General features: G+C 46.3%; 8 protein-coding genes and 2 rRNA genes (1 of these 10 running past the window's edge). 4 read left to right on the top strand and 6 right to left on the bottom strand.

What is annotated here, in order from left to right:
• Window positions 1-448 precede the first annotated feature (448 nt).
• Window positions 449-564: ribosomal RNA gene (gene rrf / locus H5715_RS19900) — 5S ribosomal RNA — on the bottom strand.
• Between the two features lie 285 nt (window positions 565-849).
• Window positions 850-3,718, bottom strand: a 23S ribosomal RNA gene (locus tag H5715_RS19895).
• A gap of 590 nt (window positions 3,719-4,308) precedes the next feature.
• Here H5715_RS19895 and H5715_RS19890 point away from each other — a divergent pair.
• Genes H5715_RS19890 through H5715_RS19880 form a run of 3 tightly spaced genes read left to right on the top strand, consistent with a single transcriptional unit; the run spans window position 4,309 to window position 7,410 of the window.
• Window positions 4,309-5,379: a glycosyltransferase family 9 protein gene (locus tag H5715_RS19890; protein ID WP_075187322.1), complete on the top strand. Its 1,071-nt coding sequence runs from the start codon at window positions 4,309-4,311 to the stop codon at window positions 5,377-5,379.
• Between the two features lie 19 nt (window positions 5,380-5,398).
• Window positions 5,399-6,835, top strand: coding sequence for a capsule assembly Wzi family protein (locus tag H5715_RS19885; protein WP_246434628.1), 1,437 nt, complete (start codon window positions 5,399-5,401; stop codon window positions 6,833-6,835).
• Window positions 6,836-6,867: 32 nt separating this feature from the next.
• Window positions 6,868-7,410 (top strand): hypothetical protein, encoded by a 543-nt coding sequence (locus H5715_RS19880; protein WP_139309890.1) that lies wholly within the window; start codon window positions 6,868-6,870, stop codon window positions 7,408-7,410.
• Between the two features lie 233 nt (window positions 7,411-7,643).
• Here the strand turns inward: H5715_RS19880 and H5715_RS19875 are convergent, their stop codons facing one another.
• Window positions 7,644-8,669 (bottom strand): glycosyltransferase family 2 protein, encoded by a 1,026-nt coding sequence (locus tag H5715_RS19875; protein ID WP_075187324.1) that lies wholly within the window; start codon window positions 8,667-8,669, stop codon window positions 7,644-7,646.
• A gap of 1,035 nt (window positions 8,670-9,704) precedes the next feature.
• On the opposite strand from H5715_RS19875, the gene H5715_RS19870 reads away from it, so the two are divergent.
• Complete coding sequence (locus tag H5715_RS19870) at window positions 9,705-10,775, top strand: glycosyltransferase (protein ID WP_075187325.1); 1,071 nt, start codon at window positions 9,705-9,707, stop codon at window positions 10,773-10,775.
• Between the two features lie 67 nt (window positions 10,776-10,842).
• Here the strand turns inward: H5715_RS19870 and lpxL are convergent, their stop codons facing one another.
• The 3 genes in view from lpxL to H5715_RS19855 are tightly spaced (at most 21 nt apart) and all read right to left on the bottom strand, a layout consistent with a single transcriptional unit that may run on beyond the window.
• Window positions 10,843-11,772: an LpxL/LpxP family Kdo(2)-lipid IV(A) lauroyl/palmitoleoyl acyltransferase gene (gene lpxL / locus H5715_RS19865; RefSeq protein WP_075187326.1), complete on the bottom strand. Its 930-nt coding sequence runs from the start codon at window positions 11,770-11,772 to the stop codon at window positions 10,843-10,845.
• 11 nt (window positions 11,773-11,783) lie between these two features.
• Entirely contained in the window at window positions 11,784-12,863 is a 1,080-nt protein-coding gene (locus H5715_RS19860; RefSeq protein ID WP_075187327.1) for a glycosyltransferase family 4 protein, read from the bottom strand.
• 21 nt (window positions 12,864-12,884) lie between these two features.
• On the bottom strand, window positions 12,885-13,072 hold the final stretch of the coding sequence (locus H5715_RS19855; protein ID WP_075187330.1) for a glycosyltransferase family 2 protein. 634 nt of this gene lie beyond the right edge of the window; 188 of the gene's 822 nt are visible here — the last part of the coding sequence; the start codon falls outside the window, past its right edge — the gene reads right to left on this strand; its stop codon occupies window positions 12,885-12,887.

Below are 13,072 nucleotides of genomic sequence, written 5' to 3'. Positions count from 1 at the left end.
TTAACTCTTTTTCTCCCTCGTATTGAGAGAAAAACCCACTTAAAAACAAAGCAAGGAAGGGGTTAGCGACCTACGGCAAACCCCGCCAAGGGAGGCGCGCATAACTTAGGCGCCAGAAACATATAGGAATAACATTAAGCATCGATAGTACTCCCCCCGCAGCCCATCACCCTGTGTCGTAACGGGCTGACACAACATAAAAAGCCCGAGCGGGGGCCCAGTGGGTAGCGTGTGAGTTTTTATATACATTGACGTCTAGAGCAATCAGAGGCGGGAAGGGGGAGCATAGCGAGGCGATGGGATAGGCAGAACCGTTAGATATTTCTCTATCTGAACCCTGATAAAGGCGCGGGCTTTACCTCCAGATCCAGAATAGGTCGTTACAGGTCATTTTCTCGCGCACAGTAAAACGCCCCGACCATTTCTGATCGAGGCGTTTTTGTTTGAAGCCTGACGATGACCTACTCTCACATGGCGAAGCGCCACACTACCATCGGCGATGCATCGTTTCACGTCTGAGTTCGGGATGGGATCAGGTGGTTCCAATGCTCTATTGTCGTCAGGCAAACCAGTATCACTTCAACTCTTTTCAGCGGTTAACTACTGGCCTCCAACTTAACAGGAGACTTATCGGAAATTGCGACGAACAATTTCAGTGAAATAAGGGGAAATGAAAGAAGTTTTCAACACTGCTTTAAGCGTTTAAGTATCTTATCCAGCTGTTATTAAACAGCACTCGATGAATGAGTAGTCACTCAATTATCGCTTGGAATTGTAACGTCTGATGTTTTCTTCATCAGTTTTGTCGACTTAACTTATTCTCAGCGATGACACAGTCATCTCTGTTATATGGTCAAGCCTCACGGGCAATTAGTATCGGTTAGCTCAACGCCTCACAGCGCTTCCACACCCGACCTATCAACGTCATAGTCTTTAACGGCCCTTCAGGGGGTCAAGCCCCAGGGAAAGCTTATCTTGAAGGAGGCTTCCCGCTTAGATGCTTTCAGCGGTTATCCCTTCCGAACGTAGCTACCGGGCAATGCCATTGGCATGACAACCCGAACACCAGAGGTTCGTTCACTCCGGTCCTCTCGTACTAGGAGCAACTCTTCTCAACTTTCCAACGCCCACGGCAGATAGGGACCGAACTGTCTCACGACGTTCTAAACCCAGCTCGCGTACCACTTTAAATGGCGAACAGCCATACCCTTGGGACCGGCTTCAGCCCCAGGATGTGATGAGCCGACATCGAGGTGCCAAACACCGCCGTCGATGTGAACTCTTGGGCGGTATCAGCCTGTTATCCCCGGAGTACCTTTTATCCGTTGAGCGATGGCCCTTCCATACAGAACCACCGGATCACTATGACCTACTTTCGTACCTGCTCGACTTGTCAGTCTCGCAGTCAAGCTGGCTTGTGCCATTACACTAACCTCATGATTTCCGACCATGATTAGCCAACCTTCGTGCTCCTCCGTTACTCTTTGGGAGGAGACCGCCCCAGTCAAACTACCCACCATGCACTGTCCCCAATCCCGATAAGGGACCTAGGTTAGAACCTCAAACATATCAGGCTGGTATTTCAAGGTTGGCTCCACATAGACTAGCGTCTACGCTTCAAAGCCTCCCAGCTATCCTACACAAATAGGTTCAAAGTTCAGTGCAAAGCTGTAGTAAAGGTTCACGGGGTCTTTCCGTCTAGCCGCGGGAACACAGCATCTTAACTGCGATTTCAATTTCACTGAGTCTCGGGTGGAGACAGCGTGGCCATCGTTACGCCATTCGTGCAGGTCGGAACTTACCCGACAAGGAATTTCGCTACCTTAGGACCGTTATAGTTACGGCCGCCGTTTACCGGGGCTTCGATCAAGAGCTTCTCCGAAGATAACCCCATCAATTAACCTTCCGGCACCGGGCAGGCGTCACACCCTATACGTCCACTTACGTGTTTGCAGAGTGCTATGTTTTTAATAAACAGTCGCAGCCACCTGGTCACTTCGACCACCAATAGCTTAGGGAGTAAATCCCATCACCATCAGCGGCGCACCTTCTCCCGAAGTTACGGTGCTATTTTGCCTAGTTCCTTCACCCGAGTTCTCTCAAGCGCCTTGGTATTCTCTACCTGATCACCTGTGTCGGTTTACAGTACGGTCGTCTGTTACCTGAAGCTTAGAAGATTTTCTTGGAAGCAGGGCATCAACCACTTCGCCCAAAAAAGGGCTCGTCGTCAGCTCTCAGCCTTAAGGGTCCGGATTTACCTAAACCCTCAGCCTACTACCTTAAACATGGACTACCAACGCCATGCTGGCCTAGCCTTCTCCGTCTCTCCATCGCAGTAACAGCCGGTGCACGAATATTAACGCGCTTCCCATCGACTACGCATTTCTGCCTCGCCTTAGGGGCCGACTAACCCTGTCCCGATTAGCGTTGGACAGGAAACCTTGATCTTCCGGCGTGGGGGTTTTTCACCCCCATTATCGTTACTCATGTCAGCATTCGCACTTCTGATACCTCCAGCATGCTTTACAACACACCTTCACAGGCTTACAGAACGCTCCCCTACCATGCCCTAAGGCATCCGCAGCTTCGGTTATCAATTTGAGCCCCGTTAAATCTTCCGCGCAGGCCGACTCGACTAGTGAGCTATTACGCTTTCTTTAAAGGATGGCTGCTTCTAAGCCAACCTCCTAGCTGTCTAAGCCTTCCCACATCGTTTCCCACTTAATCGATATTAGGGACCTTAGCTGGCGGTCTGGGTTGTTGCCCTCTTGACTACGGACGTTAGCACCCGCAGTCTGTCTGCCGTGATTGTACTCCTCGGTATTCGGAGTTTGCATGGGGTTGGTAAGTCGGGATGACCCCCTAGCCCAAACAGTGCTCTACCCCCGAGGGTAAGACACGACGCACTACCTAAATAGTTTTCGGGGAGAACCAGCTATCTCCGGGCTTGATTAGCCTTTCACTCCGATCCACAAGTCATCTCCTAACTTTTCAACGTTAGTGAGTTCGGTCCTCCAGTCAGTGTTACCTAACCTTCAACCTGCCCATGGATAGATCGCCCGGTTTCGGGTCTATTGCTTGCGACTCGACGCCCTATTAAGACTCGATTTCTCTACGGCTCCGCTATGCGCTTAACCTTGCCACAAACAATAAGTCGCTGACCCATTATACAAAAGGTACGCTGTCACTCCGAAGAGCTCCAACTGCTTGTATGCACACGGTTTCAGGATCTATTTCACTCCCCTCACAGGGGTTCTTTTCGCCTTTCCCTCACGGTACTGGTTCACTATCGGTCAGTTGGGAGTATTTAGCCTTAGAGGATGGTCCCCCTATCTTCAGTCAGGATGTCACGTGTCCCGACCTACTTAATATGGAATATAAAAAGCTTCGCGTACGGGGCTATCACCCTCTATTGCCGCACTTTCCAGAGCGTTCTGCTACTTCTTATATTCTCGGCTGCTCCCCTTTCGCTCGCCGCTACTAAGGGAATCTCGGTTGATTTCTTTTCCTCCGGGTACTTAGATGTTTCAGTTCCCCGGGTTCGCCTCTTACACCTATGTATTCAGTGCAAGATACCCGCAAGCGGGTGGGTTTCCCCATTCAGAAATGTTCGGATCAATGCTTGTGTGCCAGCTCCCCGAACCTTATCGCAGGCTCCTACGTCTTTCATCGCCTCCAACTGCCTAGGCATCCACCGTGTGCACTTATTCACTTGACCATATAACACAGATAACTGCCTATATCGCTTTACGAACAAGTTTTTGATGTCGACTTATTTACAATTCTCTCTGATATCCAATACGCTATCTGTAACTCCAAAAATTACCTGGCTATCAGGCAACTCTAAAACTAAAGCTACATTAGTCCGCGTCAAACACCAGTCGATAACTAAGTGTCTCTACACATTGTTTGAATGCTGTCGTAATAACAATTACACCGGATAAGCTACTTAATTAAACTCTCATACCCAGACTTTCATCTGAGTGTGAATTGTTGTAATCGCTTAAATGCAATGTTTTACAACTTCTTTCATTTCCTAATTTTTAAAGAACTTCTCGCTTGGCGTGTGCCGTTGAGAGGGTGCGTATCTTACACTCAGATTCAAATGAGTCAAGATTTTTTTAGCTAAAGTTCACAAAAATATTTCAGCTGTATGTCAGCGTCCTGCACCATCTGAATTCGCGCGCTTCACCCCCCCAGACAGGCGTCGACCTGGGGTATTCATGGTATTATTACTCCTTTGTCCGAATGGCGGCAACTGCAACAACTATAGCTCCGCCCCCTACACTACTTCAGGCACCTATTACCATGCCCCGATCCTCTCGGCAAAAATCTGTCTTGGTGGTTCGCCTTAGCCATGTCACCGATGTGGTTATGGCTAGCCCCATGGCATACCTGATAAAACGCCATTCCGACAATGTTCACCTAACATGGGTCGTTCAGGCAAAATATGCCCCCCTTCTAGTAGCAAACCCCGATATAGATAACTTGATCACCTGGGATAAAGACTACTGGCTGCAGCTACTTCGTAAAGGAAAGTTCCTAAAGCTCTACCGGGAAATAATCCTCCTCAAGAGCCAACTTAGAAGACGCCGCTTCGACATAGCCCTCGACCTACAGGGAGTCATGTTCAGCAGCTTCATTACGTGGTTAAGCGGCACCAGGATTCGTATTGCCCTCGGGGCTACCCAGGGAAGCAATTGGTTCGCAACCAAAACCATCTCCAGAAACATCGGGGAAGAGACTCAGCTCGGCTCGGAGTACCGATACCTTCTCAGCCAGATTGGGATGCCTGATACCCCCTGGCAAATGGTTGTTGCGCCACCGGCAGAGACCACCCAAACGCTAGTAAATAAATTCCAATTTCCCTATCCTACTGAAAGGTATGCGGTTATCTGCCCTTTCTCAGTTTTCGCTCACAAGCGCTGGCCAGACGAGTACTGGAAGCAGATATCTCTACGCATTCGCGGACGCTACCAGCTAAAAACTGTTATTCTCGGTTTAGAGCGAGATACCGAAAAAGGGGGGGAGATTGCCACCGCTATTGGCGCCATTTCCCTAGTGGGTAAAACAACCTACAGCCAAGCGGGTGAACTAATAAAACACGCAAAACTGGTTATTGGGATCGATACCGGGCTTATGCATTTAGGGCACGCGTTTCGCACCCCCACCATTGGCCTTTTTGGATCAACTTGCCCTTACTCCTATGCCGGAGTCGAGACCAGCAAAATTATTTACCAAAAACGTTATTGTTCTCCCTGTAACAACAAACCTATTTGCTCGGGAAGGTTCGACTGCATGAAAGAAATCACACCGGACATAGTACTGTCAGAGCTAAAGCCCTTGATGAAAATCGCCAACGAAAAACAACACATTTAAACAATCAAACAAAATTAAAATGAAAAGTTCATACGGATATAGATTAAAACCGCTGCTATTTCTTAGCTCTTTATTCTTCTGCTCGCAGAGCATAGCTGCCGAAAATTACCTACCGATTCACCTCGACCCAGGAGTTGAGGCGAAAGTAGAAAAACTTTTTGTCCTAGTAAATATGCCGATTATTAAGCGGCCAATCGCGGTAAAAAACGTGCGCAAAGCAATCGCTAAGCTGGGCGACAAAAACCCCTCACTAACGGCAACTCTTAACCACTATTTGAAGCGCTATGAACACAATGCTGGCATTGTTCACGCACAAATTAAAGTCTCTAGCAGCTCAGGGAAAGCCGTATTCCAACCGAACAGCAGGGGGGCAGATACAAACGGATCATATCAAGGATCAATTGCAGGCTACTGGAAAGTGTCAAGCTTGGTAAACCTTAATATGGGCGCTCTGGCTTACGACCAATCACTAGCAGAAAAAGGCCAGTATCTAGAAAATACTTACTTATCCATTGGCAACGAATACATACAGGCCGACATCGGCAATCGCCCCCACTGGTTCGGCCCCTTCCAGGAAAGCGATATGCTGCAATCGACAAACGCAGCAACTTCAACTGGTGTGACGGTATCCAATACGACACCGTTAACAAAGTTCGGCATTCGCTACGAGATATTTCTAACCCAAATGTCCGAATCCGATGTCATATTGAGTGAAGATCACAGCGAGAGATTAACCGGCAAACCAAAGCTGCTAGGTGTACACGCAAGTGCGGAACCCATAGAGGGATTTTCTCTCTCATTTAATCGATTACTGCAATACGGCGGCGCCGACAGGGACGATAGTTTGTCCACTTTGTACAAAGCCTTTATTAATGCAAAAAAACAAGACAACAGCGGTGATTCAGGAAACGACTTTGGCAACCAACTTTCGTCTATAGCAACCCGCTACACATTTACTGGTGATTTTCCGATATCGATTTATATGGAATATGCCGGCGAGGACACATCAAAAACCTCAGACTTTCATCTGGGTAACACATCTCTAATGCTTGGTATTCACCTCCCCCAAATTACCGATAAACTTGACCTATCTTACGAGCATGCAGAATGGCAAAACAGCTGGTATGTTAATGGGAATTACGGCGACGGCCTTCGCCAACACAACGGTATAATGGGCCACTGGGCCGCGAGCCAACGAAACTTTAACGACGCGGTTGGAGCCGATAGCCACACAGTAAAACTTAACTGGCATATAAACAGTGAAAAAACCTTAATCACCAAATACCGTCAGGTCAGCAACCAAGATTATTCATCTTCTAGCTACGAAACAGGTTACTTACTTGAAGCAGAATATAGTCAGATATTTAAGAGAATCACGCTGGGAGGCCGATTTCTATTTGGGAATGATGTATTTGGGGAAAGCTACAGCCAGATCTCGGGGGTTATACGATGGTAAATCCATTTAGAACAAAAACAAAAGTAATACCTATGTTCGTCTTTTCATGCTTTGCTTCCGCAGGCTCTCTTGCCTATGAGCCTTATTTAAATATTGGAGCAACCTACTACTCTATCAGCTACGACACGAAAAACTCGACTTACGATGCAACGAAAAATACGGGTAGCGGCTACCACTTGGGCTTTGGCATTCGTAATACCTTTGGAAGCGACAACCAGCATTTACTAGGTACAGGCATCGATATTGACCAAATAGATAACCAGAAACTGCTCGGCTATCGCGCACTCGACTACCAATATAAACTCAATACTAACATCCGGTTCGGCGGGTTCATCGGCGCAGCCTCCTGGAATACGGGGTTGCCGCAAAACGGCTACCTCACTGGCATCAATGCCAGCTACCTACCCCTAAGCGACAAGTTTGATGTAATGTTCGAGGTACGCTATGCCAGCGGCTTAGCGAGAGACAGGCTATTAGAAGACGACCCAGAGAACACCAATCCTTACAGCCCACAACCAGATATTTTTGCTGTTATTATGAGTAGTTCGCTAATTATCAACTGGCGATTTCAGTGATTAGATAACAAGACAACCGAATGACGCTAGACCAGGAAAACCGTCGCCATTTTCGAGGGCGACGATATGCTTCACCTTACCACTCGCGTCCACAATGCGAGTGGTGCCAGAAGAGATAACCATCAAGCGCATCTATGCTCTGGCGTTTGGTGAAAGCCCCATTTATTCACGCAGCACAACATTGTTAAATTTTTTGTATTACAACAATCTGCACGCATAGAGTTCGACTTAAATCATTTAACCCTTAATCGTATTGGGCCGTACATATGTCGCAGAAACCTTATCAAGGTCCCGAAACGGCCATTAGACATGAAGCAAATTATCAACTGGAAGATATTTAAGTCTAACGATTTAAACCAAAAGTCACGTAACATCTGACGATTATCCTCAGTATTCAAGCCACTCTTTTTCAGCATTTTCATGCCATTAATAAACGTGATTGCGCAAAACCGTATATGGACAAGCTGGATTTTTCGGTTTAAGGGGTAATTCGAGCGGCTCCATAGATCTAAAACGCTGCAGGCTGCAGCAAGTAAATCTGCCACCTTTTTTACATCTGGGGACTGAACAATACTAGAGGATCGTTCGCGGTATGCTATCAACGCTAATCGGCAGTAAGCAAATCGCTCCGCAGAAAAAACCAATTCTGGCACACAAAAAAGATCTTCAAAATATTTACCTTCTGGAAACGTCAGTCCAGAGTTCCAAAGTTCGTATCGACTAATTCTAGCCCACGTCTGGAAACGTCGTTTACGTAGCATGCCCATCAAGATTCTGGCTTTGTTAGCCAAAAGCGCTTGCTTCCCAGTTACATCCAATGTTGCAATATGGTGGCCGCTGCTTTCTGTCGCGGTCAAAGCCGCTATATCCTCTGACACCATGATATAGTCAAACATTAAAATATCTGGTTCTTTTGATTTAAGCTGCGACTGTATCTCATGCAGTGCATTGGGCAATATAAAATCATCCGAATCTAAAAACCAGATATACTCACCACTGGCATATTTTAGCAAGCTATTTCGCGCGGCAGAAACCCCCCGATTAAGCTCGTGTCGATACGATTTAAGAAAGCTGTACCGCCCTGTTAGCTGTAAAATAATTTCTTCTGAATTGTCTGTAGAGGCATCGTCAAGGACTAAAACCTCGACCCCCTCGATCCATTGCCTCGCAACAGAGTCAATACAATCTTCCAGAAACTCCGCGACATTGTAAATCGGTATTAGGACACTCAACCACGGGCGGTTCTCAAAATGCGTCATAACTTTCAATCCATAGCATACTTGAACTTCATTCAAACGAATATCGGGGACAGAGGCGTCATCACGAGCAGCGTGAAACCAAAATAGTTTACCTCCAGTATTTTTACGCAACCAAGCTAAGAGGCGTTACCCGAAAAAAATGATCAGCACCTTACTTTTACCGGACGATAGCCCCTCAAAAAACACAACAATTGTGTGGTAGTAACAGAAAGCAATCAATAAAATTAGCGGCAGAATACACGTTGTATTGAATTGTATCCAGAGCGCTCTTCGAAACTAAGAACACACTGCAAACTTAACACTTACATGATCAAGGTCTTTTTCTTTACTAACGCTCCGGCTAAAGCTAGGCCGTTTACTCCTGCGAAAAATGATGGCCACTAGCAATTCACCGACTGGTCAATAGTTATATTTAAGTGCTCTACGCGAACGCCGTAAAAGATGGTCTATGCCCATCATAGATGCAAATTTTATCTATATGCTTCCCGCGATGCCAGCCGTAAAAACATGTCGTGATTGGCTATTTTTCCTACTGAAGCACCCACAAATATGGTACCTTTCTAGCGCACCAGATCAAAGCAAGCAATATAGGTATACTCGCTCGTGATCTCGTTCTGGATTCCAATCATTCAGGAGTCAGTCAGATGTTTTTTATATTATTAGCGTAGTATCATCCCTAGGCTGGAAATTCTGTAAAAAAATAATTTTACCGGAAGCGTTTACGGCGTACCCTACAAGATATCAACTCCATGGGAGAGCCAATCGATACGAAATATTGTCAAATTCCCCCTGAATCCCATGGTAAAATTTAGTATGGTTATTACCGTCTACACTTACGACCTAGTCAAGAAGCTACAGAGAGGGTGTAACGCGCGCCAACGGTAAAAATATTTCGGTATCCGCCTGCTGGATCGTCCTCAATTGATTAGGAAACCACTCCGAAACTTCCGTCAGCCAGTAGCAAATTTTTATTATATAGAAAATAAACGGACTGATATTAAGTCCCGAAACATCCCTATTTCGACGTTAGATAACATGAATGCAAATAGTCAAGACCAGATGAGTAACCGCCTAAGAATCATTCACATCTTGCTTTCCAAAGGTTTTGCAGGAACGGAACGTTCAACGGTGGAATCCTGTAATGCGCAATGCGGCGACCATGACGTATTGCTAATCACACGGGAAAATCAAGCAAAAAAGAGCGGTGCCTGTATCAAACCACATCTAAACCCAAGCGTTCAGGTCGAGGAAGTAAACCCCAATTTTTTTACCCGCAAATCTATTCAAAATATAATTGATCGCTGGCAGCCACAGGTTATTCATGCGCATCTGAGGCGCCCAACCCGCCTTATTGCCAAGTGCAAAACAGATGCAGTTAAAATATCAACCTTGCATATTGGTGTAAATGGCGCTCAGTTCCTGGATATGGATGCACTCATCGCCATTTCTCCTTGGCAACTTGAGCACATCCCCAATGAATATTCCGGTGAAGTTCAATGGATTAGAAACTCACTACTTCCACACCCTGCTCTGCCATTGAATAAAATTGGAGAGTTACGAAATCAGCTCGGCGCCACAGAGAAAACCTTTGTAATAGGTGGCGTTGGCCGACTGTCAAACAGCAAAGGCTGGGATGTGCTAATAGAAGCATTCAAAACCGCGAACCTCGACAACGCACTACTTCTACTGATTGGAGAAGGGCGGGACGCCACAAAATTGAAAAAGCTGAGCGATAACCGCCCAAACATTAGATTCCTCGGTTTTCAAAATAATGTCAAAGACTACTATGCCGCATTTGATGTTTTCGTTTGCCCTTCTCGCGAAGAGCCGATGGGACGCGTGGTACTCGAAGCTCTGGATGCAGGTGTAAGAGTTATCGCTTCAGATATTGAAGGTCCAAAAGATATGTTGAACGAATACCCGGGTAGGCTTTTTCCCTGCGAGGACGTTTCCGCTCTTAGAGCTGCGTTAGAAGAAACTGAAAAAAATAGATTTGATGGGTATCAGAAGCCAGACCTATCTCTTCACCACCTGGAAAATGTTTCACGGGAAATGATCGCCTTGTACCGCAGAGTCATCTGTAAACGACCACATAGCAACCCATAACACGGCTCCGCTCAATCAAACCTCATTCAACACATACCGCATACAACGGTGGAATATGAATATGGCGTTATATTCCTTTATAGAACGGCTCTTCGCCTTCAGGGCGAGTTTTAAAACGACGATGAACCCAAAGATACTGCTCGGGGGTTTCGTTTACCCTGGCCTCGATAAAACGATTCATCGTATTCGCATCTTCAATGTCGCCCTTTCCCAGCAGAGAGGTGATCGGGGCATATATCTCCACCTCATGCCCACCGTCAGCTCTTCTTCGAGCAACCCATGGTACAATCTCCGCGTTTCCAGCTTTTGCAAGTTGTGCAGGCGCCTTTACAGTTGCAGCCTGAACACCGAGAAAGGGGACAAACACGCTCCGCTTTCGTCCGTAATCCTGATCAGGCGCATAATTTACAAAGTGCCCACCACGTAAAGCCTTCACTATGCCTCTCACGTCACCGTTGGGAATAACCTGACTTTTTCGATTGCGGTGAATACGGCCTCTCGCCTGCACATATTCATACACTGCATTTTTATGGGGTCGATAAAAGCCATCGATGGAGGTCACCGTATTAACAAAAGCAGCACCCATTTCTATCGACGTAAAATGTATGCCCATAAATAGTACGCCCTTACCATGCATTTCAACGGCTTGGAGATGGTCATAACCAATCAGGCGAAAATGTTTTTTTATTCGCCAGTTTGGCCAAAACCACGCTGCACCACTTTCAAAAATGCCGATAGCAGTAGAACGTAATACCTCCCTTAACAACTCAAACTTTTCTTTTTCTGAGTGGTTTGGATAGCAGCGTTCGATATTTCGCTGTGCGATATTTCGACGAGAACCACCATATTTAACAAGTAAGTCACCCAGCTGATTACCTAAAAAAATTTGAAGTCGAAACGGAAAAGACTGAACCAATAACCACCATAAACCGATCCCAAACCAGGATAGCCAATATCGAGGGTGCAACAACTTCATCTTGAACTGAACGCGTTTCATACTTAGTCGTACTATTGAAGGGAGCAAAAAAACTTGCAGAGCGATGCAGCTTCTCGCTCAACGGTATAACAATCTAATACACGCTCACGGCCGTGTAATCCCATTCCATCTAAAACCATTGGATTAGCTAGCATCTCATTCAGTTTCTCAGTTATAGCCGCTTGGTCCTCTGGAGCAACCACAAAACCATCTATCCCTTCGCGAACGACCTCTCTCCATGCTCCAGCATCTGTCGCCAATACAGCGGTACCACTACCCATAGCCTCTAGCACCGTCAAGCCGAACCCTTCATTTTTACTTAAAGCGGCAACCAGAGAAACCGAACGAAATAATTCTGGGATTTTTTCGAACGGTAACTCCCCAAGAAAACGTATTCGCCCCTCCAAACCTGCGTCAGCTATTTTTAGCTTAAGCTTATTCACAAAAGATTCATTAGAAACGGAAATTCGGCCAACAATAATCGCAGTATAACCAGGGCGACCTGGAAGCACCTGAATACATGAGTTCACAAAATGATGTACCCCCTTTTGTTCACGCACACGCCCAAATATCGCTAGACCTCTCTCCCCCCCCATACCCTGCGATTGCCATAGTCGTTGACGATCATCGACGGGAAAATAGGTTTCTATTTGAATTCCGTGCGGAATAATAGCGTCAGGTTTAAACGACAGATAGCTAGCCGCAGCTTCACATGTAGAAATAACCGAATCCATTTTCGACATTAACCAACGTGTAAAAGCCGAGTGGTTGCGCTGAGCGGTTGATGTGAATACTATTTTTACTTTTACTCTAAAAATAAATTTAAGTAGCAAGGCTTGAATCATTTCGTCATTACGACGCGCATGGAAAATTCGCCAGCGTCCATCGGGCAATACTTTTCTAAAAAATCGGGCCACCTGCCAAAATGAAATCGCCATTGAGGAGTCATACAAGTGATGATCCCCCATCACTCTCACCGACATAATAGATGCCTGATGAGGCAAGGTTTGCAGCATAGTGGACGTTACACCTGAAAATCGAGGGTTGGAGTTACCGACAATCAATTCACAATCCAATACCCCAGACAAAGGCGACATAATAATATCCTTCATATTTTGTTCCGCTACGAGCAACTAACTCTTTTGCGCCTGACTTATTCCTGCCGGAGTTTCAATCAACTTTTCACGGATAGACGTCTTTCGTATTATACGATTACGCTTCCAGTCCTCTTCATTGGCATAACCGCGCGCGTGATCTAAATGTACGCAGATGGCACTGTAGCGAATCTGTTTCCCGCGAATACCTGCGTTAAGGAGTCTCC

It is taken from the genome of Teredinibacter haidensis (assembly GCF_014211975.1).
Classification (GTDB): Bacteria; Pseudomonadota; Gammaproteobacteria; order Pseudomonadales; family Cellvibrionaceae; genus Teredinibacter; species Teredinibacter haidensis.
The sequence above is the reverse complement of the archived record's forward strand: the minus strand, read 5'-3'. Positions and strand labels throughout refer to the sequence as shown.

What these genes read in the sequence shown, in the direction of transcription:
- H5715_RS19880 (WP_139309890.1), top strand. Translation starts at nt 6,868, where the DNA reads ATGTTCGTCTTTTCATGCTTTGCTTCCGCAGGCTCTCTTGCCTATGAG.
- lpxL (WP_075187326.1), bottom strand. Translation starts at nt 11,772, where the DNA reads ATGAAACGCGTTCAGTTCAAGATGAAGTTGTTGCACCCTCGATATTGG.
- H5715_RS19875 (WP_075187324.1), bottom strand. Translation starts at nt 8,669, where the DNA reads ATGACGCATTTTGAGAACCGCCCGTGGTTGAGTGTCCTAATACCGATT.
- H5715_RS19870 (WP_075187325.1), top strand. Translation starts at nt 9,705, where the DNA reads ATGAATGCAAATAGTCAAGACCAGATGAGTAACCGCCTAAGAATCATT.
- H5715_RS19890 (WP_075187322.1), top strand. Translation starts at nt 4,309, where the DNA reads ATGCCCCGATCCTCTCGGCAAAAATCTGTCTTGGTGGTTCGCCTTAGC.
- H5715_RS19860 (WP_075187327.1), bottom strand. Translation starts at nt 12,863, where the DNA reads ATGAAGGATATTATTATGTCGCCTTTGTCTGGGGTATTGGATTGTGAA.
- H5715_RS19885 (WP_246434628.1), top strand. Translation starts at nt 5,399, where the DNA reads ATGAAAAGTTCATACGGATATAGATTAAAACCGCTGCTATTTCTTAGC.